Below are 20,302 nucleotides of genomic sequence, written 5' to 3' on the forward strand. Positions count from 1 at the left end.
GTCGTCCCTTGCCTTCCTGGCCGAGGAAGTTGCCCCAGCCGGAGCTCCAGTCGGTGCCGCTGTTCCAGTGGTCGCCCATGTTGGTGCGTACGGCGATCTTGCCGTCCGTGCTGTGGACGATCAGGTCGGCCTTGCCGTCGCCGTTGACGTCGGCGAAGTAGAGTCGTCCCTTGCCTTCCTGGCCGAGGAAGTTGCCCCAGCCGGAGCTCCAGCGAACGCCTTCATTGAACAGGTACAGCGGCATGCCGGGCCCCGCGACGATCCTGCCGCTCCTGGCGGTGCGCACCGTGATGGTGCCGTCCGCACCCAGGATTACGAGATCGTTCCATCCGTCCCCGTTGACGTCGGCGGAGTAGATGACCTCGCGCAGCCGCTCCCGCGCCTCCTTGGCCCACGCCTGGACCGCGCTGTCGTCGACGCGTACGGAGAGGGCGCCCGTACGGGTCTCGGCAGGGTCCTGTCCGAAACAACCGCCCTGCCAGGAACGGCTGTTGACGCCGACCAGTTCGGCCTTTCCGTTCGTCTCGCGGATCAGGGGACCGCCGGCGTCACCGGCGCAGATGGCGTCGCCGTTCTGCCCAGTGAGGGACACCTGGCCGTCCTCGGCGGTGTCGACGGTGAAGGAGCCGGTGTGCTGCTTGAGGGGCGACCACTCCGCGTTGGTCCGACCGAAACCGACGGCCTTGAGGGTTTCGCCCGCGGCAGGCGGCGTTGCGGCGAAAGCTACCGGAGTGATACCCGTGGCCGGTTGCGCCAGGCGTGCCATCACCAGGTCGCGCCCCTGGAAGGGGACGAGTTCGGTGACATCGGTGACCAGGCCGGCCGTGGTCGTGAGATCGGTGCGACCGACCGTGACCTTGGTGGCCTTGGCGGGCTTCCCGGCCGCGGGGGCGGTACCGGAAGCCGGGTTGTCCACGAAGCAGGAAGCCGCGGTGACGACCCAACGGGGGTCTACCAGGGCGCCGGAGCAGGTACGTTCGCCGTCGCCTATGTCGATGCGCGCGGTGAACGCGTAACTGCCGTCGGCGGCGGTGGGGCCGGTGACGGCGGACGCGGGGACGGTCGTGGCGTACAGCGCGGTCGGCAGAGCGGCGAGCCCGGCGGCGAGTGCGACGAGACGTATATGTCTGATGCGTGGCATGAAGTGATTCCTCGACTTGGGGCCCGCCGTATCGAGAGGCCGGCGAACCACGGGACAGCGGTGGTTACTTGGAGGTTCGAATCTCGACGAGAGTGTGGTCGCGGCCGTCGGGATCGGTGTTCTCGCCTACGGGAGTGATGGCGCCCTTGGGGACGTTGTAGTGCGTCGTCTCGTCGTCAACGGTCATCGTCACGTCGGCGGACTGGTTCGCGGCGCCGGTGATGCCGTAGACGGCCGGGATCTCAAGGCTCAGGTAGCCACTGTTCCCGGTGACTCGGAAGCAGATGTGGTCGCCATTGCGGTACCGCGCCCAGATGTCCATCAGACCGCTCTCGCTGCCGCACTCGGCAAGGACGATGTGGCCGTCGCCCCGCTTGAGTACGATTCCCTTCTCTTGTTGGACTTTGTCGGCGTTGGGATAGTTGAAGTCCTCGACCGTGTAGCCGGGCGCCTCGGCGGCGACGGTGGTGGGTGAGGGCGGACTCGATTCGGCTGGCGTGGAGACGCCGGACCAGGCCGCGACTGCGACTGCGGCCGCGGCTATGCACGCAGCCATCCCTGTTCGAGTGATGAACCTCAACACATTTCCTTACTGCTGAAGAATTACCGAGATGAAATTGGACGTCCAGCGGATGCGAGATCAGGCGTCTCAGCGCGTAAATTCGCGCGTGATTCCCTTTGGGATGCGCCGAAATATGCTCCCATTGATGCCATAAAAGCAGCAGTTCGCTCGCGTGTCTATATGGCGCGATTTTAAGTCTACTATTCAATGAACGGTCGGAAGTAGAGCATGGCTGCGGTGCAACCCGCGAACGAAAGCCCGATCCACCACAAAACGGCGGAGCTGGCCTGTACCTTGATCCAAGGGTTCTGTTCTTGCTCCAAGATATCGGCCGAGACTCTTTTTCTGACCGGTGCCAGAATGATGACGATTGTCAGCAGGACGCAGCTGTACAAGTACAGTGTGAAGGGAACGGAGTACCCTTTCGCTGCCGCGGTGGGCACCAGGAAGACGCAGCCGGCCAGTGGAGCGAAGGACATGCGACGCTTTGCCTTCGGTGTGGGCATGCACCAACGCATCGCTACGAGGTAGACAATGGTCGTGCCAGTGGCGATAAGGGTCCAGTCGCCCGTGGTCGAATGCAGATACATGCGTGCGCGTCCTCCTGGGGCGGAACGAGACTTGATTTTCTTTGAAACGCTGATATTCCGCCCCGGAGGATATCACTCGCTGATTACCACGGTGTCAGGTCGTGCCAGGTGTCGCTGATCGCGCCACCCACGGCTTTCCCGGCGCTGACGACGGCGCCAGTGGCCGGCGACAGGGCTGCTGCACCAAGACGTTGAGCCTGGGCACCCGCTGACATGACACCGCCCTTGAACCCGAGGAAGGCGTCATCGATGGCTCCGACCGTGCCTCCGAACTTGCCCCACGGAAGGCCGGTGGTGAAGACACCGACGGCGACGCCGAACGCCGAGGTGAGGAAATCCTTGGAGCCAAGGCCGTCGGTAAACGCGTAGATGATCGTGCTGGCCACACCTGTGACCAGGGAGATACCTCCGGCGACTCCGTAAATGGCCTCGCCATATGGCGGCGGAACCAAGAGACCGAGAGCGGCGGCGTAGCCTGAGTACGTGGAGACAGTGCCGAGCATGTCGGCAAAGCCGCGCCACTGGTCCTTGTCGGCGCCCAAGAACGTGCTCGGCGTCTTGGTCCCGTCGTTGTCCCCATTGTCAGCTGGGTCGAGGCCGTTCTGCTGGGCCTTCGCTGCCGCCTCCGCAGCCTTCTTGGCCGCTTCGACCTGCTCCTGCCTGCGCTTCGTGGCGACGATCTGCTTCGCCTCGGACGCGGCCGCCGCCGCTTCCGCGGCATCCTTGCCCGCCTGAGCGGACGATGCGGCGGCGGCGTTGGCCGAGGCCTGGGCGTTGTTGGCGGAAACCGTTGCCGCAGCGGCGGCCGCGGTCGCCTGGTTGGCGGAGTAGTTGGCGCGCCTGGCGGCGGCGCGCGCGCTCAGAGCCGCGTTCTTCGCCTTGTCGGCATAGCCCTGAGCCTCCTGCGCGGACTTCTCAGCGGCATCGGCGTTGGCGTTCGCCTGGGTCTTGTACGTGGCGGCCTGCTTGGCGGAGTTGATGGCGGCCGTGGCCCAGTACGACGCATCGTCCGCCGCTTTGCGGGCCTCCGCCGCTACCTTCTGCGCATACGCCGCGTTCGTCGTCGCGTCCTGGGCGAGTTTCGCGGCGTGGCTGAGCAGGGCCTGCATCGCTGCGATATGAGCGGCGGAGTCCGCGTCGAGCTGTAGCATCCGCGGGTACACGGTGGTGACGAAGTTGCGGCGCATCCAGGTCGGCCCCTCAAGCGCCACGGTCGCCGCCATTTTGGTGTACGGACCTGCGGAGCTGATGGTCGAGAAGACCGCCACATTGTCGTCTTCTGCCAGCGCCGGCCCGTACTTCACCGTGAAGAAGTCGTGCACTGCCTTGGCCGAGCCGTCATTGAGAGCGTCTGTCGCCGCCTGCTTGACTGCCTTGCCGGGGTTCTGGCCGAGTATGCGAAAGATCGCCACGGTCTGATCTTCTTTGGCAGCATCGATGGCGCCGGTGGTCAGGAACGAGGCGGGGGCGCTCTCGTCCAAGGACTCCAGCGCCAGCTGGGCCGCACTTGCCACATTGGCCGTGGATACCTGGCTGATGTACAGGACTGTCTCGCGGTCGTCCTGCTTCTGTGCGATGGTCCGGTCGGTGTCGATCCAGTTCAGGACCGACTCCTCACCGGCGGCGAGAGCGAACGCCGCAGCCTCGCGAGTCCAGGTGCCGTGCGACGACAGCAAGCTGAAGCACGCCTTGCGGCCGTGTTCCAGAGCGGTCGGGTGGTCACCGGCCGTGAACGCCTTCTCCGCGGCTACGATCAGGTCCAGTGTGGCCGAGTCCGTGGCCTGCTGCTGAGTCAGCTGGTTGCGGGACTTTTCGAGGTCCTGCTGTTCGAGCACGGCGAGTGCGGCTGCTTCCGCCTTACCCTGTTCGGCGTACTCATCGAGCTTCACGAGTTCGGCGTCGCGTGCCTTCTTTTCCACGTCCTGTGCGTCCAGGACGGCCTTGACCGCGGCGTCGGCCGCCTTTTGGGCGTCGGCGGCCCAAGTGGTGGACTTGTTCGCGAAGTCGACGGCCTTGCCCGCGGCCTTCACGGCTTCATCGGCGGCGGCCGCCGACTTGTCCGCGTGGTCGGCTGCGGCGTTGGCAGCGTCACGGGCGGCCGCCGCAGCGGCCGACGCGGTGTTGGCAAGGGACTGGGCCGCGGCGGCGGCCCGGGTGGCGCGTGCTGCCTGCGCGTCCGCCTCCGCGGCGGCGGCCCGGGCGGCGGCGGCTTCCGACTGGGCCGCGTCGGCCGCGCCGGCGGCAGTGGCCGAAGCGTTGGCAGCGACTGCGGCATCACGTGCGGCAGCTGCGGCCGAATTGCCGGCTGCGATCGACTGGTCGCAGGCGATCTTCGCCTGACCCGCCGCCGCAGCAGCTGTACGTGCCTTGGCGGCGGCGTTGCGGGCCCCGATCGCCGCGTTCTTCGCTGCCGCCGTCTGTGACGCATCGTTGGACGCGGCCATGGCAGCCTGGTACGCCACAGATGCGGCGTGCGCGGCCGTGGCCGCGGCAGAGGTCGCGGCATGGGCGGCCCAGGCGGCCTTGCGGGACGCGGTCTGGGCGGCGTAGGAGGCTGATATGGCGGTAGCTGCGGCATTGGCCGCGCCCTTGGCGGCACTGGCTGCCTTGCGGGCGGCGGCCGCGGTCTTGGCTACATCGTTCTTGGCGGCCTGGGCCTCGGCGGCGGCCTCCTGCGCGGCCTTCTTGGCCTCGGCGGCGGCCTCCTTCGCCTTGTCCGACTCCTCCTTCGCCTTCTCCGTCGCCAACTGAGCTCGCTTGGACTGCCGTACGGTCACCGCGACAAGCTGCTCGATGCTCGCGGCCTCGTCGTCGCGGGCCCGGGCGATGTTCTGCCCGATCTCCAGGAACCAGCGGATGGCATCCGCCCCGCCGTCTGCCAGAGCGCGCTGCGCGTACTTCGCCAGCTCGGGTCCGGCGCCGTTGAGGATCTTGAACACCTCGGAGGTCTCGTCCTCGAAGCGGGCGGTGAATTGAGCGTCGGTGATGAACTTCAACAGCGTGTCGCCCGAGCCGTCCTTCAGGGCGGCATCGGCTGCGGCCTGCACGCTCTTGCCGCCTTGGGCCTTCAGCGCGAAGGTGAGAGCACTCATGTCCTCAAGCTGGGCCGCCTTGTACCCACCGTCGAGGAAGGCTGCGATCTCGGGGTCTCCGGCAGCCAGGACGCGGGAGATCTCGCCCGTCGTGCTCTTCCCGGACAGAGTGAGCGATTTGAACAGAGCGACGCGGTTGTCTTCCGCGATGGCAGCGGGCAGCCCCGTGGCGATGAATTCCTCGACGTCTGCGTCGGTACCGACGAGGGCCACGGCGGCGGCAGCCCGGGTCGCCTTGCCTCCGCATTGCCACGCGGTCACGGCCCTGGCGCGAGGAGTGTCCGGGAGCGAAGGAAGATGGGGAGCATCGCCGAAGTCGGCCGTCGCTGCGAAGACGCGGGCAGTGTTGGCAAGGGGGAGAGCCGCGGCTGCCGTCGTAGCGGCGGCCACCGTCAGAATGCGGCGTCTGCTCCAGTACGTCGTGTTCAAGATGCGAGTCCCGATCGGTCGGTTGCCGCTGGCGGGCGGCCCCGGAAGGGGCCTGGCATACCGTCGGCAGCGGAGATGAATGAAGGAAGGACAGAGTTGCCATGAGTCCGCGATGAGCTGGCGAGGCGGACGATCGGCCGACGGTAAAGGGCACGGGGGTTCTACTCGGTCTCCCGCCGCGTGCTTCTAAGCATGCTGCTCTTGCGCTAGCCGGCGTCGGAGTGCGAGCACAGGTCGCCGGAACTGTTGGCGGTAGCGATGTCCGCCGTACCACCGTTGTCGCCGTGACTTCCCATCAAAGACGGCGTGGCTGGCGTGAGGCGGGGAGGCCTGCATGCTCTGAGGGATTTCTGGCATATCAACCTGACTCACCGGCCTGGGGGTCGATCCACCGCTCGGCGAGATGTCGGCGACGTCGAGGTAACGAGCCGATCGTCGACGAAGTAACTCTCCATGGTCAGCGCCCACAGAACGTTCACCAGTGCTGCGGAGCGATTATGAGAGCCGTGTCCGATGTGAAGGCGAACAACTAAGTCACCTGATATCGACGTCACTTATGGGCCGCCCAAGGACCTTGGTCGAGGTGTCGGCGACCGAAGCGGCGAGTGGTCCCAGTCGTCTTGAGCGGGGTGAGGTACATGGAGGGCTTCTCCTGGGAGACGACGGGGGGCTGCTTGTGGATGGGGCCGACGTCGGCGTTCTCGCCTAAGGGTGTGATGGTGCCCGTTGGGACGTTGTACTAGACGTGGCTGTCGCCCGTCGCCCCACTTGAGCACGATTCCCTCCTGCTGTTGGACTCTGTCGAGGTTGCGATGGTTCAAGCCCTCGATGGGTAGCCGGGTGTGTCGTCCGCGACGGTGGCGGGTGAGGGTGAATTCGGTTAGGCCGGCGTGGAGGTGCCGGACCGACCGCGAGTGCGGCTATGCATTCAACCGTCTCCGTCGGGCGATAGACCTCAATTCCTTTCTCAGTCGATAAAACATCTTTGAAGGGTGCGGATAAGTACTCAATGGCATGCAGATTTGGACGCAGCTCCCTTTGGGGAGGCGCCAAAACTTTTGCCAACTCGCCTTATGTAAGCAGTAGTTCGTTCACATGTCCACCTAGTCAAACCGGGGCGATCTTGGAAATTGGTGGGTGAATCGACTTCTGTTGCAATTGTTTCGAGGTGGTTGTGCGCATCAATGTGGAGGAAATGTAAAGGCCGAAAAACGCCGACGCTCTTCTCGGCCGCCGTCAGGGCCACGTCGAGGAAGGACAGCCTTGGGTGATGACGGTCATGCGGTTGGGGCTGATGCGTGACCTGCGGAAGATCGGTCAGGACTTCGGTCGCGCCATGCCGCGTTCGGCCGGCGCCCTCGCCACAGCCAGGGCTCGGTTGACAGTGTGCTGGGTGAGGGTGGGTTCACCGCCCGGTGGCCGTTTCGGTTTGGTGGTGACCCAGCGACCGGCACCCTGGCAGGCGCGACGGCGAGGATCGGGACGCCCTGACGCTCGCACATCCGGATGATGCGGTGGGTGCGGGCTGCGGTCAGGTCAGGGGCCCGTCCGGCAGAACGACCTTTGACCGAGCTCACGCAGCGTCTTGAGCAGGTCAGAGGCCTGTTCGGTGAGCAGACCGGTCAGGCGGTGAGATGCGCGTGGGCGGTGCCGACGGATGTCCCGACGCCGGATGCGATCCGGGTGAGGGTGTCGTGGCGGGGTAGGCGCACCACGGTACGAGCACCCGCTGGCGCGGCGGGAGTCTGCACCGCCGGTCACCCTCACGGGTGGCGATGAGCATTGTGACCCACCCGACGAGGACATGCGGACGGTCGAGTGCGGCAGACAGAGAACCAACGAGACGACCGTGCCTGTGGGCTGACATTTCACACACCTCTTCCAAAGCCACGGGGGCTTCGTCGCGCCCCTCACCTCAGCTCCACCCGGTGTCACCTGATCAGTGGCCAGGCTGAAAACGATCATGGAACTCTTGAGGTTCGGGCGGGCAGGCACATCTCGAACGGCTCAGCGGATCGGCGCGTCTTCTGGCGGACGCCCGCGGACCGACTGGCGTCACGCCGGCCTGGCGTCTGCTCTTCCATGCGTCCGCGTAGTGGAATGACTGTGCGGTGACCGGCCCACTTCCCATAGATTCGACACTTGGGCACGGATGTGCGGCCGGGGCGACGCGAGGGACAGAGGACAAGGTGGCAGGGGCAAGGCAGGGTGAGGCGGCGGCCGTCAGGCAGCCGGTGGTCGAGGCCCGCAGGATCGTCGTCAAGGTGGGCTCCTCGTCGCTGACCACCGCGGCCGGCGGCCTGGACGCCGACCGCGTGGACGCGCTGGTGGACGTGCTCGCCAAGTGCCGTGCCGGGGGAGCCAAGGAGGTCGTCCTCGTCTCCTCCGGCGCCATCGCCGCCGGACTCGCCCCGCTCGGCCTGCGCCGCCGCCCCAAGGACCTCGCCCGCCAGCAGGCCGCGGCCAGCGTCGGCCAGGGCCTGCTGGTGGCCCGCTACACCGCCTCCTTCGCCCGCTACGGCGTCCGCGTCGGCCAGGTGCTGCTGACCGGCGACGACACCAGCCGCCGCGCCCACCACCGCAACGCCTCGCGCACCCTGGACAAGCTCCTGGCGATGGGCGCCCTGCCGGTCGTCAACGAGAACGACACCGTCGCCACCGACGAGATCCGCTTCGGCGACAACGACCGCCTCGCCGCCCTCGTCGCCCACCTCGTCCACGCCGACCTGCTCGTCCTGCTCTCCGACGTCGACGGCGTCTACGACGGCGACCCCAGCAGGCCCGGCACCTCGCGGATAGCCCAGGTGCGCGGCCCCGCCGATCTGGCCGGCGTCGAGATCGGCAGCGCGGGCAAGGCCGGCGTCGGCACCGGCGGCATGGCCACCAAGGTCGAGGCCGCCCGCATCGCCGCCGCCGCCGGCATCCCGGTGGTGCTCACCAGCGCCGTCCACGCCGCCGACGCGCTGTCCGGCGGCGACACCGGCACCTACTTCCACCCCACCGGCAAGCGCTCCGCCGACCGGCTGCTCTGGCTCCAGCACGCCTCCACCCCGCAGGGCTCGCTCACCCTCGACGACGGGGCGGTCCGCGCCGTCGTCGAGGACCGCAGGTCGCTGCTGCCGGCCGGCATCGCGGCCGTCGAGGGCGAGTTCACCGCGGGCGACCCGGTCGAGCTGCGCGACGGACGGGGGCGCGCGGTCGCCCGCGGCCTCGTCAACTTCGACGCCAAGGAGATCCCCCGGCTGATCGGCCGCTCCACCCGCGAGCTGGCCCGCGAACTCGGACCGGCGTACGAACGCGAGGTCGTACACAGGGACGGTCTGGTGGTCCTGGAGCCGTAATGCCCCGAAACGTCCGGGCGGCCGGGCGAGGAATGCGGGGACGTTCCGTAAAACCGCCCCATGAAGCCGTGCGGGCTGCTGCACTTTGTCCGAGGGACACATTCCGCACGGGCACTGGGTGAAGGAGGCCGTCGTGAGACGAGTACGCCCTGGGGCGGCGTCCCGCGGTGGTGCCGGCGGGTCCCCCTCGCGTACGACCGGCGGGGAGCGCGCCCTGACCAGCGTGGCGGCCGGCGACCGCTACGACAAGGAGCACGACGCCGGGGACCCGCGCGACCAGGAGCGCGCCGGGGAGGCCGGACGGGAGGCGTGCGCGCCGGGCGGGACGACGCACGCGCCGGGCGCGGCGTCCGACGGACGCGCCCAGCCGGCCGAGCTGCCCCGGCTGTGGCACATCACCCTGCGGGTCTCCGGCGCCCGCACCCCGGTCCAAGAGGTCCGGCGCGGTCTGGAGCAGCTCGCCCACGACCACCCCTTCCTGCTGACCAGCCGCTACGCCGGCGACCACGCCGAGGTCCGCTACTGGGAGGAGGCCCGCGACCTGCACGACGCCGCCGCCGTCGCGCTGCGCCTGTGGGGCGAGCACCGGCGCACCGCCCAGCTGCCGCCCTGGGAGATCGTCGGCCTGGAGGTCGTCGACCGCGACACCTACCACCAGCGCCTCGCCGAGGGCTACGGTCCGCCCCCGGCCACCCCGGTCGGCGTCCACCCCTTCTGACCCGCTCCGGACCGCTTCCACCCCGTTCGGCCCGGCTCGGGGTGTCTCGGGACGTCTCGCGGTGTCTCGGGGTGTGGAACGCCCGGTGGAGGGCCGGGCGCGGCGAACTACCCTTCCCCCATGACCACGCTCTCGCCGTACGACTCGATGTCCCCGGTCGCCCAGGCCGCCTACCGGGCCAAGGCCGCCGCCGCCGACCTCGCGCCGCTGCCGCGCGCCGAGAAGGACGACGCGCTCCTCGCGGTCGCGGACGCCCTGGAAGTCCGTACCGGCGAGATCGTCGAGGCCAACGCCGAGGACGTCGCCAAGGCGCGCGCGGCCGGCACCGGCGAGGCCATCGTGGACCGGCTCACGCTCACCCCGGAGCGGGTGCGGACGATCGCCGCCGACGTGCGCGACGTGGTGGCGCTGCCCGACCCGGTCGGCGAGGTGGTCCGCGGCTCCACCCTGCCCAACGGGCTCGACCTGCGCCAGGTCCGCGTCCCGCTCGGCGTGGTCGGCATCATCTACGAGGCCCGGCCCAACGTCACCGTCGACGCCGCCGCCCTGTGCCTGAAGTCCGGCAACGCGGTGCTGCTGCGCGGCTCCGCCTCCGCCTACGCGTCCAACACCGCCCTGGTCCGGGTGATCCGCGACGCGGTCGGCGGCGCCGGACTGCCCGCCGACGCCGTCCAGCTGGTGCCCGGCGAGAGCCGGGAGAGCGTGCGCGAGCTGATGCGCGCCCGCGGCCTGGTCGACGTGCTGATCCCGCGCGGCGGCGCCTCGCTGATCCGCACGGTCGTCAACGAGTCCACCGTCCCGGTCATCGAGACCGGCACCGGCAACTGCCACGTCTACGTCGACGCCCAGGCCGACCTGGACATGGCCGTCGACATCCTGGTCAACTCCAAGGCCCAGCGCCCCAGCGTCTGCAACGCCGCCGAGACCCTCCTCGTCCACCAGGACGTCGCCGCCGAGTTCCTGCCGCGCGCCCTGGACGCGCTCGCCGACGCCGGGGTCACCGTGCACGCCGACGAGCGGGTCATGGCCCACGCCAAGGACTCCCGCGCCACCGTCGTCGAGGCCACCCCGGAGGACTGGGACACCGAGTACCTGTCGTACGACATCGCCGCCGCCGTCGTCGACTCGCTGGACCGGGCCGTCGCGCACATCCGGCTGTGGTCCTCCGGCCACACTGAGGCGATCGTCACCACCTCGCAGCAGGCCGCCCGCCGGTTCACCCAGCTGGTCGACTCCACCACGGTCGCCGTGAACGCCTCCACCCGCTTCACCGACGGCGGCCAGTTCGGCTTCGGCGCGGAGATCGGCATCTCCACGCAGAAGCTGCACGCCCGCGGCCCGATGGGCCTGCCCGAGCTGACCAGCACGAAGTACATCCTCACCGGCGACGGGCACATCCGGCGCTGACCGCCCGGGGCCGGCCGGGTCCCCGGACGGCCCCGCCGGCGAGGGCGTGGAAGCACGTCTCAGCAGGCGGATGAATGTCCCGGCCGTCTGCCCAAACCGACCCCCCAGGTCTACTCTGGGTCTGTGCCGGAGGACGTGGGGGGCACGCCGTTCCCTGACGGCTGGGAGCCCGACGACGACCACGACCGCGGGGTGTCGGACGAAGAGTTCGCCTCCGTGGTCTTCGACGAGGCCTTCGTCCGGGCGGCCGTGATCCACGAGCCGACCGCGGTGGAACGCCTCCTGGCCGCCGCGCAGGCCAGGGCCGAGGCCTCCGAGGCCGAGGCCCGCCGGGCCCACGCGCGGGGCGAGCGCTACGACGACGGCTACGGCCGCGGCGGCTACGGCCCCGAACCCGACTTCGACGACCTGGACGACCCCGACGTCCCGGGCGGCGGCCCCTACGGCGGCCCCGGGACCTTCGGCAAACAGGTCCGCTGGCACCGTCCCGTCGCCTGGGTGCTCGCCCTGGTGATGGGCGTCGGCATGGTCGCGCTGGCCTTCGCCGCGGTCTACCGGGGCGGCTCCTCCGGCGACCGGGACCAGATGCCGCCGCCCGCCTCCACCGGCCTGGAGCAGGGCAGCGCCGCCGCCCCCTCGGCCTCCGCCGGACACTCCCGGCCGCCGGTCCCCGCGGCGCCCCCCACCCGCTGACGGCCGGGCCGCGAGCCCTGGCGTCACTCGGGGTGCGCGCCGGAGCGTTCACTTGGGTGAGGGCATGTCAGAAGTTGGCGTGCGCCGGGGCGTTTACCCGCGCTCCGCGGGACCCACCCTTGAAAGTATGGGAGGGCGTGGAGAGCCGCCCGATGGGACCCCCGAGGGCGCCCCCTCTGGCGCGGAGGACGAGTACCGGTCCGTCGTCTTCGACGAGTCCTTCGTCCGCGCTGCCCGCCTCCAGGAGTACTCCGCCCAGGAGCGGATGACCGACCACACGCCCGCCGTACGCCGCCGCCCGAGCCCGCACACCGGTCTGTCCCGGCAGGCGCTGGCCCTCCTGCTGCTGATCGCCCTCGCCTTCGCCACCGCGATCTTCATGGGCGTCCGCACCCCCTACCGCAGCCCGCTGACCGAGCGGCCGGCCGAAGCGCTGCGCACCACCGTCGTCCCGCTCGCCCCACGGGGCGAGGTGCCCGGCGCCGCCGACCCCGGGGAGCTGTACGCGCACAGCCAGGCCGCCGGCTTCGAGGCCGGCGCCGAGGGCATCCCGTGGCCCGCCCACCGCGCCACCGCCCACTTCTCCGACAGTCAGGTCGTCGCCGCGCTGACCTACGCGCGGGACTACATCGTCGCCTCCTCCCTCGACCCGGCGGTGCTCACCGGCGGGGCCGTCGACGCCGTACGGTCGCTGCTCGACCCGGGCCAGCTCGACCAGTTCGACCAGAGCATCGAGCACCCGGCCGCCGACGGCCGGCACGCGCCCACCGGATGGCTCGTCCGCTTCGACCCGGCCCGCGTCCGGCTCGCCGACCCCCGGATCCGGATGCGGGGCAGCCTCCAGACGGCGGAGACCGACGCCGACACCCTGGAGGTCACCGCGGACCCCACGGCCGTCTACGCGCTCAGGCCGGCCGTCGCCGCCGCCGGAGCGCGGGCCTCGCTGTTCACCGTGCGGCGCGAGCTGCGGTTCCGCTTCGACCGGGAGGACCTGCGGCTGCACCAGGTCCAGCTGGTCGCCAGCACCGTCCAGGCCGGACCGCTGTCCTGCTCCGAGGACAGCACGGCGCGCTTCGGCCCGCTGCTGGCCGGGCAGCACGCGAAGGCGGGCGGCCCGGCCGGCACGGACCCGTACGCCCCCGACGGCGCCCCGGCCCTGTGCGGCACCCTCGCCCCGTCCGCCCAGCCGAGATTGTGACACCGCCCGCACGCCGGGCCGGAAGTCGGCTCCGGGCGGCGTGGCGGAGCCGCGTGCGCCGGGCCGCGGGCCGGTCGGCCGGTGGCGGGGTCAGTTCCGGCGGTCGCCGGACGAGGGACCGTCCGTCGGCGGCTCGTCCCGCGGCCCAGCCTCGGAGCCGCCCCCGAAGCCGCCCTTGCCACCGTCCTTGGCGTCGTCCTTGGCGTCGTCCTGGGCCCTGTCCTTCGGCGGATTCCCCGTGAAGCCCTCGAACCCGCGCCGGACCCGGCCGCCCAGGTCGCCCGCCCCGCCCGCGAGATCGCTGACCAGCTTCATCAGCGGGTCCTTGGAACTCTTGACGTGGTTGGCGTAGTGCGTAGCCGACTCGCGGAAGGAGTCGCCGACCGAGGTGTCCTGGTCCTCGGTGCGGCGCGGATAGTGGCCGTCCAGGATCCGCTGGTAGTCGCGCGACTCCGACCACTTCCTCAGCTCGGCCGCCCGCACGGTGGCGAAGGGATGGCTGCGGGGCAGCACGTTGAGGATCTTCAGCACCGAGTCGCGCAGATCGCCCGACGCCTCGTACTCCTCGGCCTGGCGCAGGAACGCGTCCACGTTCATCTCGTGCAGGTGGTTGCCGCCCGCTATCTTCATCAGGCCGCGCATGGAGGCCCGCGGGTCCTGCCCGACCAGCAGCCCGGCCCGGTCGGCCGACAGCTCCGACTTGCGGAACCACTCCCGCAGCGCCGTCACGATCGCCGTGATCGCCAGACTGCCCAGCGGGATCCAGGCCACCCGGACGGCCAGGCTGGTCAGGAACAGCAGGATCGTGCGGTACACCGCGTGCCCGGACAGGGCGTGGCCCACCTCGTGGCCGATGACCGCCCGCATCTCCTCCTCGTCGAGCAGCTCCACCAGACCGGTGGTCACGACGATGACCGGCTCGTCCAGCCCGACGCACATGGCGTTCGGCTGCGGGTCCTGGTTGACGTACATCGGCGGGACCTTCTCCAGGTCCAGGATGTAACAGGCGTCCAGCAGCATGTCGTTGAGGTGCGCGAACTGCTGGTCCGAGACGCGTACCGAGTCCGACAGGAACAGCAGCCTCAGGCTGCGCTCCGGCAGTAGCCCGCTGAGCGCCTTGAACACCGTGTCGAAGCCGCTCAGCTTGCGCAGCGCGACCAGGGCCGACCGGTCGGCCGGGTGCTCGTAGGCGCGCGAGGAGATCCCCGGGAAGCGGCTGCGCCGTCGGCTCGGCACCCGCTCCTGCCCCGTGTGCCCGCCCTGCTCGCGACCGTCGTCGGACATGTCATCCCCCCTGTGCGTCGGAAACGTCTGTATGTGCGCGCATGCGCGTGTATGTACGGCTATATGGCCGGTGTAAGGCGAGTGCGGCCGTTTGCCGCCCATGTCGCCGATGCACCCCCCGGGGCAGGAGCCAGCCTAGGCGGAGATACCGTGGACGGGCAGTCAGCGAAGGAGTCCGTCATGGAGCACCATCCCGCAGTCGTCCGGCTCGCCGAGGCCGCGAACACCACGGCCCAGCACCAGGGATCGGGGGACCTCCTTCGGATCGTCCTGATCGTGATGGTCCTGGGCTGCGTGCTGACCGGCTGGTTCCTGCTGCGCGGCTACAAGCGCAACGACGACTGAGCCGTCCGGAAGGTTCCCCTCCGCCGACGGCCGCCGCTCCCGGCGCGTTCCCGGCCGCCCGCGGGCCGCGGCCCGGCGGGGCGCGGCCCGCGACGGCGGAGTCGGCGTGAGCGGTGCGCGGGCGGACGCTTACGATGGGCGGACATCTTTATCCCGCCCACACCTGGATAGGTCTGCCGAGATGAGCCTTCACCGCGCCGCCGCCCCGCTGGTCAACCTCGCCGAGGGCGGCAACCACGAGAGCCTCAACCCCGCGGTGACCGGCGGAGCCGCGTTCATCATCCTGCTGCTCCTGCTGTGGATCACCACCCGCTTCAACCGCGACCGCTGAGCACCGCCGAGGCCCCGGCCGGCCCCGGGGAGCCGCCCGCGGTGATCTCCCGGACGGGGCCTGCGGGCCGGGCCGGTAGGGTCTGCACGCATGGGAGAGCAGGACATGCCTACCGGTCCGGCGCGTGACACGGTCGAACACCTCGCACCGGGGCCCGGCGGCGGCCCCGCGACGCCGGGCAAGCGCCGCCTGGGCGTCATGGGCGGAACGTTTGACCCGATCCACCACGGCCACCTCGTGGCGGCCAGCGAGGTCGCCGCGCAGTTCGACCTGGACGAGGTGGTCTTCGTGCCCACCGGCCAGCCCTGGCAGAAGAGCCACCGCCAGGTGTCCCTGGCCGAGGACCGCTATCTGATGACGGTCATCGCGACCGCCGAGAACCCGCAGTTCTCCGTCAGCCGCATCGACATCGACCGCGGCGGCCCCACCTACACCGTGGACACCCTGCGCGATCTGCGCGCCCTCAACCCGGACACGGATCTGTTCTTCATCACCGGCGCCGACGCGCTCGGCCAGATCCTCACCTGGCGCGACTCCAAGGAACTCTTCTCCCTCGCGCACTTCATCGGCGTCACCCGGCCCGGCCACCACCTCAGCGACCCGGGCCTGCCCGAGGGCGGCGTCTCGCTCGTCGAGGTCCCGGCCCTCGCCATCTCCTCCACGGACTGCCGTGCGAGAGTCGCCAAGGGCGACCCCATCTGGTACATGGTGCCGGACGGAGTCGTGCGCTACATCGCCAAGCGTCAGCTGTACCGCGGCGAGTGAGCCGAGAGGGGCACCGGTGAACGACCGATACGACGCTGGGTACGGGGGCGAGGAGTACGAACTCGTCGGCTACGACGAGTACGGCCGCCCGGTCTACCGACCGCTCCCCGCGCAGCAGACCCCCGAGCAGACGTACGACGCGTACGGCCGGCAGGGCTACGGACAGCAGGACCACGCGCAGCAGCACCAGACGCAGCAGGGCCACGTACAGCAGAACTACGGCTACGACCCGTACGCGGCGGGCGGGCAGCAGCAGCCCGCGCCGTCCGGCTACGGCGGCTACGACACCGGCCGGCAGGCGCCCGCCCCCGCCTACGACCCCTACGGCACCCACGCCCACACCGCCCAGGGCGCGCCCACCGGCTACGACCCCTACGGGAACGCCGCCCCCGCCGCCCCGTACGACCCCTACGGCCAGACCGCCGTCGGCGGACAGCAGCAGCGCGCCCCCGGGCAGAGCGCGCACATCCCGCAGCAGACCGGCCCGGCGGAGCACACCGGCCCCGCCCAGGGCCACGAGCCGCCCGGCCGGCCGGGAGCGACGGCCGCCGGGACCGACCGGCCCGGAACGGACTGGCCCGGGACGGACTGGCCCGGGTCCGGCCGGCCCGAGGACGACCACCCGGGGGACGACCGCGCCGCGGACGACCCGGAGGGCACCGGCTCCGGTGAACCCGACTACCGCACCGAGCAGTTCGCCTTCGTCGAGGAGCCGACCGACGACTCCGAGGACGTCATCGACTGGCTCAAGTTCACCGAGAACCGCACCGAGCGCCGCGAGGAGGCCCGCCGCCGCGCCCGCAGCCGCGTCATCGCCCTGGCCGTCGTGCTGGCCCTGGTCGCGGCCGGCGGCGTCGGCTACCTCTGGTACGCCGGGAAGCTGCCCGGACTGTCCTCCGGCGGCTCGAAGAACGGCGCCGCCACCGCCACGGGCGCCCAGAAGCGCGACGTGATCGTCGTCCACCTGCACGACACCGCCAAGGGCGGCACCTCCACGGCGCTGCTCGTCGACAACACCACCACCAAGCAGGGCACCACCGTCCTGCTGCCCAACTCCCTCGCCCTGACCGGCGACGACGGCACCACCACGACCCTCGCCAAGTCCGTCCAGGACGACGGCTCCTCCGGGACCCGCGACCAGCTCGGCGCCGTCCTCGGCACCGACATCGAGGGCACCTGGCGCCTGGACACCCCCTACCTCCAGAACCTCGTCGACCTGGTCGGCGGCATCGACGTCGACACCGACACCGACGTACCCGACCCGGACGCGAAGAAGGCCAAGTCCGGTGCCGCGCCCCTGGTCCACCGCGGCCGGAGCCAGACCCTGAGCGGCAAGACGGCCGTCGCCTACGCCACCTACCGCGCCTCGGGCGAGGCCCAGAACGCCCAGCTCCAGCGGTTCGGCCAGGTGATGCAGGGCACGCTGCGCAAGCTGTCCTCCGACTCACAGGCCGCCACCGTCACCGTGCAGACGCTGGCGCAGATCCTCGACCCCTCGCTCACCGACAAGGACCTCGGCGCCTTCCTCGCCAACCTCGCCGAACTCGCCAAGGGCGGCGACTACAAGTCGGCGCTGCTGCCGGTCCAGTCCGACGGCACGCTGAGCGCGCAGACCAGCGACAGCGTCGTCAAGGAGATCCTGGGCGGCACCGCGAAGAGCCCCGACCAGGGATCGGCCGTGCGCGTCTCGGTCCGCAACGCCTCCGGAACCAAGGACGACACCGAGAAGGCCCGCGTGGTCCTGCTCAACGGCGGCTTCACCTTCCTGGAGGGCGGCACCGCCGCCGTCCGGTCCGCCTCCCAGGTCGTCTACGCCGACGACAAGGACAAGCAGAACGCCACCGAGGTCGCCAAGACCCTCGGCCTGCCCGCCGGCTCCGTGACGAAGGGCACGGTCACCGCCAACGCCGACGTCTCGGTCGTCCTCGGCCAGGACTACAAGCCCGCCTCCGGGCAGTGATCGCCTTATCGCGTGGGGCGCCGTCGGCGGTCGTGAGACCCTTGAGGACAACTGACCGCCGACGGAAAGCCATGCAGTGACCGCGACCGACCGCTCCATCGAGCTCATCCACACCGCCGCCCAGGCGGCCGCCGACAAGCTCGCGCACGACATCATCGCCTACGACGTCAGTGACGTCCTGTCGATCACGGACGCCTTCCTTCTCGCGTCCGCCCCCAACGACCGCCAGGTCAAGGCCATCGTCGACGAGATCGAGGAGCGGCTGCAGAAGGAGCTCGGCGCCAAGCCGGTGCGCCGCGAGGGCGACCGCGAGGCCCGCTGGGTCCTGCTCGACTACGTCGACATCGTCGTCCACGTCCAGCACAGCGAGGAGCGCGTCTTCTACGCCCTGGAACGGCTGTGGAAGGACTGCCCCGAGCTCGACCTGCCCGCCGACGCCCGGGCCACCCGCGGCAAGGCCGAGGAGCACGCCAAGCTTCAGGCCGCCGAGGAGTCGGCCGAGCAGGACGGTGGGTGGCGGTGACCGCCGCCGGTGAGGGCGCCGGCCGCACACCGGGCCGGGGCCGCCGCGTCATCCTGTGGCGGCACGGCCAGACCTCCTGGAACGTGGAGCGCCGCTTCCAGGGCTCCACGGACGTGGAGCTGACCGAGACCGGTGTCGGGCAGGCCCGCCGGGCCGCCCGGCTGCTGGCCTCCCTGGGACCCGACGCGATCGTCTCCTCGGACCTGCGGCGCGCTGCCCGCACGGCCGCCGAGCTGGCCGCCCTCACCGGCCTGGAGGTCACCCACGACGAGGGTCTGCGCGAGACCTACGCGGGTGTCTGGCAGGGCCTGACGCACGAGGAGATCATCGCCCGGCACGGCGAGGAGTACGCCGCGTGGAAGCGCGGTGAGCCGGTGCGCCGCGGCGGCGGCGAGCTGGAGACCGAGGTCGCCGACCGCGCCGCCCCGGTCGTGCTGCGGCACGTCGAGAAGCTGCCCGAGGACGGCACCCTCGTGGTGGTCAGCCACGGCGGCACCATCCGCACCACCATCGGCCGCCTCCTCGGCCTGGAGGCGCACCACTGGGAGAGCCTGGGCGGCCTCTCCAACTGCTGCTGGTCCGTCCTCGGCGAGGGCGCTCGCGGCTGGCGGCTGCTGGAGCACAACGCGGGCACCCTGCCGGAGCCCGTCCTCGGCGACGACACCTGAGCCGCCCCGGCGCCCCGCGGGACCCGATTTCGCTTTCCGGCAGGTCGCAGGCTAAAGTTCTTCTTGTTCGCCCCGCCGAGCGGGACAGAACGCCAAGCGGCTCAGCTGCTTGGAGCGAGGGGCTATAGCTCAGTTGGTAGAGCGCCTGCATGGCATGCAGGAGGTCAGGAGTTCAATTCTCCTTAGCTCCACAGATCGACACTCTGTTGAGTTGTCAAAGATCAGTGGTCGAGCATCGACCGGTGATCAAGGATCGGTGAGGAGAATCCCGTCCCCCCAGGGGGCGGGATTCTCGCCGTTCCAGCCCCGGGCGAACGCGTCGGCCGCCTCCTGTGTCGGAGGCCACAGCCGCTCCCTCCGGTCCCTCAGCAGCGCGATCTTCGCGCGCGTCTCCTCGTCGTCCGGGGTGTAGGTGACGATGCGGCACTCCGGCAGCCCGTCGATCGACAGGGAGACGGCGGTCATCCGCAGCTCGCCCACCGACTCCTGCCGGAACGCCTTCACCCGCGGTCCCGGCGGTATCACCTCGCCGCTCGCCCACAGTCGCGCGAAGCAGTCGCTGGCGGCCGACAGGGCGCGGACGAAGTTCTCCCAGGACGGCTCGCCCACATGCCGGCCGTAGTTGGACCGCAGCGTCGCTACCATCACCGGCAGCTCCCGCTCCCGGTACACCAGCGGACAGGTCTCCGCCGGCCCGGTGAACAGCGACCAGAGCACGTTCGGGACGCCCGTCCCGCGCATGGCGGGCAGCGCGTACATGTCCCGGTAGGCCGCGTTGGTGGCCAGGACGTCGTAGCGGGAGTTGTAGACCGCCGCCGGATGGGGGTCGAGGGCGTCCAGCACGAGCTGCACCTCCGGTCCCACCCGCTGCACCGGCGGCTCGGGCCCCGGGTCGAAGGGCACCGCCGCCAGCCGGTACAGATGCTCCCGCTCCGGCGGGTCCAGCCGCAGCGTGCGCGCCACCGCGTCCAGCACCTGCGCGGAGGCGTTGATCGGCCGGCCCTGTTCCAGCCAGGTGTACCAGGTGACGCCCACTCCGGAGAGCTGGGCGACCTCCTCGCGGCGCAGCCCCGGAGTGCGCCGGCGAAATCCCGGCGGCATCCCCACGTCGGCCGGCGTCACCCGCGCCCGTCTGCTGCGCAGAAAGGTCGCCAGCTCGGGCCTGCGCCGTTGCGCCGCCCGCGTCCGCGCCTCTCGCGTGCGCGCCTCCCGTGTCACGTCCCCCGTCGGCATCGTGTCACCCCACATCCCCGTC

17 protein-coding genes, 1 tRNA gene and 1 pseudogene are annotated in these 20,302 nt (G+C 70.6%); 12 read left to right on the forward strand and 7 right to left on the reverse strand.

Going from position 1 to position 20,302, the window contains the following annotated elements; all coding sequences use genetic code 11:
* The 5 genes and pseudogenes from ABEB07_RS26855 to ABEB07_RS26875 all read right to left on the reverse strand — a co-directional run.
* Positions 1 to 1,141 (reverse strand): trypsin-like serine protease (locus tag ABEB07_RS26855; protein WP_345670665.1); only part of this gene is annotated, 1,141 nt, incomplete at its 3' end.
* A gap of 64 nt (positions 1,142 to 1,205) precedes the next feature.
* Positions 1,206 to 1,697 carry a hypothetical protein gene (locus ABEB07_RS26860; protein ID WP_345670666.1) on the reverse strand — a complete coding sequence of 164 codons (492 nt, stop codon included), beginning with the start codon at positions 1,695 to 1,697 and terminating at the stop codon, positions 1,206 to 1,208.
* Between the two features lie 206 nt (positions 1,698 to 1,903).
* The gene (locus tag ABEB07_RS26865) at positions 1,904 to 2,293 is read right to left on the reverse strand and encodes a hypothetical protein (protein ID WP_345670668.1); all 390 of its coding nucleotides are present in this window, start codon (positions 2,291 to 2,293) and stop codon (positions 1,904 to 1,906) included.
* 83 nt (positions 2,294 to 2,376) lie between these two features.
* Entirely contained in the window at positions 2,377 to 5,814 is a 3,438-nt protein-coding gene (locus tag ABEB07_RS26870) for an ALF repeat-containing protein (protein ID WP_345670669.1), read from the reverse strand.
* A gap of 1,320 nt (positions 5,815 to 7,134) precedes the next feature.
* Positions 7,135 to 7,681, reverse strand: a pseudogene (locus ABEB07_RS26875) (IS5/IS1182 family transposase); the annotation flags it as partial.
* 367 nt (positions 7,682 to 8,048) lie between these two features.
* Between ABEB07_RS26875 and proB the strand changes: the two are divergent.
* From proB to ABEB07_RS26900, 5 genes are all read left to right on the forward strand, one after another.
* Positions 8,049 to 9,155 (forward strand): glutamate 5-kinase, encoded by a 1,107-nt coding sequence (gene proB / locus ABEB07_RS26880; RefSeq protein WP_176151948.1) that lies wholly within the window; start codon positions 8,049 to 8,051, stop codon positions 9,153 to 9,155.
* Between the two features lie 133 nt (positions 9,156 to 9,288).
* Complete coding sequence (locus ABEB07_RS26885) at positions 9,289 to 9,873, forward strand: hypothetical protein (RefSeq protein ID WP_345670670.1); 585 nt, start codon at positions 9,289 to 9,291, stop codon at positions 9,871 to 9,873.
* A gap of 120 nt (positions 9,874 to 9,993) precedes the next feature.
* Positions 9,994 to 11,280: a glutamate-5-semialdehyde dehydrogenase gene (locus tag ABEB07_RS26890; RefSeq protein ID WP_345670671.1), complete on the forward strand. Its 1,287-nt coding sequence runs from the start codon at positions 9,994 to 9,996 to the stop codon at positions 11,278 to 11,280.
* A gap of 123 nt (positions 11,281 to 11,403) precedes the next feature.
* Positions 11,404 to 11,973, forward strand: coding sequence for an SCO2584 family spore wall biosynthesis protein (locus ABEB07_RS26895; RefSeq protein WP_345670673.1), 570 nt, complete (start codon positions 11,404 to 11,406; stop codon positions 11,971 to 11,973).
* Between the two features lie 127 nt (positions 11,974 to 12,100).
* The gene (locus ABEB07_RS26900) at positions 12,101 to 13,171 is read left to right on the forward strand and encodes an SCO2583 family membrane protein (protein WP_345670675.1); all 1,071 of its coding nucleotides are present in this window, start codon (positions 12,101 to 12,103) and stop codon (positions 13,169 to 13,171) included.
* A gap of 90 nt (positions 13,172 to 13,261) precedes the next feature.
* On the opposite strand, the gene ABEB07_RS26905 is transcribed toward ABEB07_RS26900, so the two are convergent.
* Entirely contained in the window at positions 13,262 to 14,455 is a 1,194-nt protein-coding gene (locus ABEB07_RS26905) for a M48 family metallopeptidase (RefSeq protein ID WP_345670676.1), read from the reverse strand.
* Between the two features lie 180 nt (positions 14,456 to 14,635).
* Here ABEB07_RS26905 and ABEB07_RS26910 point away from each other — a divergent pair, with 180 nt between their 5' ends.
* The 7 genes from ABEB07_RS26910 (at position 14,636) to ABEB07_RS26940 (ending at position 19,238) form a co-directional block, all read left to right on the forward strand.
* Positions 14,636 to 14,800, forward strand: coding sequence for a hypothetical protein (locus tag ABEB07_RS26910; RefSeq protein WP_345670677.1), 165 nt, complete (start codon positions 14,636 to 14,638; stop codon positions 14,798 to 14,800).
* A gap of 181 nt (positions 14,801 to 14,981) precedes the next feature.
* Positions 14,982 to 15,131, forward strand: a complete 150-nt coding sequence (locus tag ABEB07_RS26915) for a hypothetical protein (protein ID WP_176148930.1) — start codon at positions 14,982 to 14,984, stop codon at positions 15,129 to 15,131.
* Positions 15,132 to 15,221: 90 nt separating this feature from the next.
* Complete coding sequence (gene nadD, locus ABEB07_RS26920) at positions 15,222 to 15,896, forward strand: nicotinate-nucleotide adenylyltransferase (RefSeq protein ID WP_164587337.1); 675 nt, start codon at positions 15,222 to 15,224, stop codon at positions 15,894 to 15,896.
* Positions 15,897 to 15,912: 16 nt separating this feature from the next.
* Complete coding sequence (locus tag ABEB07_RS26925; protein ID WP_345670678.1) at positions 15,913 to 17,856, forward strand: LCP family protein; 1,944 nt, start codon at positions 15,913 to 15,915, stop codon at positions 17,854 to 17,856.
* Between the two features lie 76 nt (positions 17,857 to 17,932).
* Positions 17,933 to 18,379 (forward strand): ribosome silencing factor, encoded by a 447-nt coding sequence (gene rsfS / locus ABEB07_RS26930; protein ID WP_164587339.1) that lies wholly within the window; start codon positions 17,933 to 17,935, stop codon positions 18,377 to 18,379.
* Positions 18,370 to 19,047 carry a histidine phosphatase family protein gene (locus ABEB07_RS26935; RefSeq protein WP_425589082.1) on the forward strand — a complete coding sequence of 226 codons (678 nt, stop codon included), beginning with the start codon at positions 18,370 to 18,372 and terminating at the stop codon, positions 19,045 to 19,047. Before rsfS ends, ABEB07_RS26935 begins: the two co-directional genes overlap by 10 nt.
* A 118-nt stretch (positions 19,048 to 19,165) precedes the next feature.
* Positions 19,166 to 19,238 (forward strand) — tRNA-Ala (locus ABEB07_RS26940).
* Between the two features lie 55 nt (positions 19,239 to 19,293).
* On the opposite strand, the gene ABEB07_RS26945 is transcribed toward ABEB07_RS26940, so the two are convergent.
* The gene (locus tag ABEB07_RS26945; RefSeq protein ID WP_425589083.1) at positions 19,294 to 20,280 is read right to left on the reverse strand and encodes a helix-turn-helix transcriptional regulator; all 987 of its coding nucleotides are present in this window, start codon (positions 20,278 to 20,280) and stop codon (positions 19,294 to 19,296) included.
* Between the last annotated feature and the right edge of the window lie 22 nt (positions 20,281 to 20,302).

It is taken from the genome of Streptomyces similanensis (assembly GCF_039543625.1).
Taxonomy (GTDB): Bacteria; Actinomycetota; Actinomycetes; order Streptomycetales; family Streptomycetaceae; genus Streptomyces; species Streptomyces similanensis.

Bases quoted from the DNA above. Each gene is read 5' to 3' on its own strand.
- nadD (WP_164587337.1), top strand. From the start codon at position 15,222: ATGGGAGAGCAGGACATGCCTACCGGTCCGGCGCGTGACACGGTCGAA.
- ABEB07_RS26910 (WP_345670677.1), top strand. From the start codon at position 14,636: ATGGAGCACCATCCCGCAGTCGTCCGGCTCGCCGAGGCCGCGAACACC.
- ABEB07_RS26860 (WP_345670666.1), bottom strand. From the start codon at position 1,697: ATGGCTGCGTGCATAGCCGCGGCCGCAGTCGCAGTCGCGGCCTGGTCC.
- ABEB07_RS26865 (WP_345670668.1), bottom strand. From the start codon at position 2,293: ATGTATCTGCATTCGACCACGGGCGACTGGACCCTTATCGCCACTGGC.
- ABEB07_RS26905 (WP_345670676.1), bottom strand. From the start codon at position 14,455: ATGTCCGACGACGGTCGCGAGCAGGGCGGGCACACGGGGCAGGAGCGG.
- ABEB07_RS26890 (WP_345670671.1), top strand. From the start codon at position 9,994: ATGACCACGCTCTCGCCGTACGACTCGATGTCCCCGGTCGCCCAGGCC.
- ABEB07_RS26915 (WP_176148930.1), top strand. From the start codon at position 14,982: ATGAGCCTTCACCGCGCCGCCGCCCCGCTGGTCAACCTCGCCGAGGGC.
- ABEB07_RS26945 (WP_425589083.1), bottom strand. From the start codon at position 20,280: ATGCCGACGGGGGACGTGACACGGGAGGCGCGCACGCGAGAGGCGCGG.
- ABEB07_RS26900 (WP_345670675.1), top strand. From the start codon at position 12,101: ATGGGAGGGCGTGGAGAGCCGCCCGATGGGACCCCCGAGGGCGCCCCC.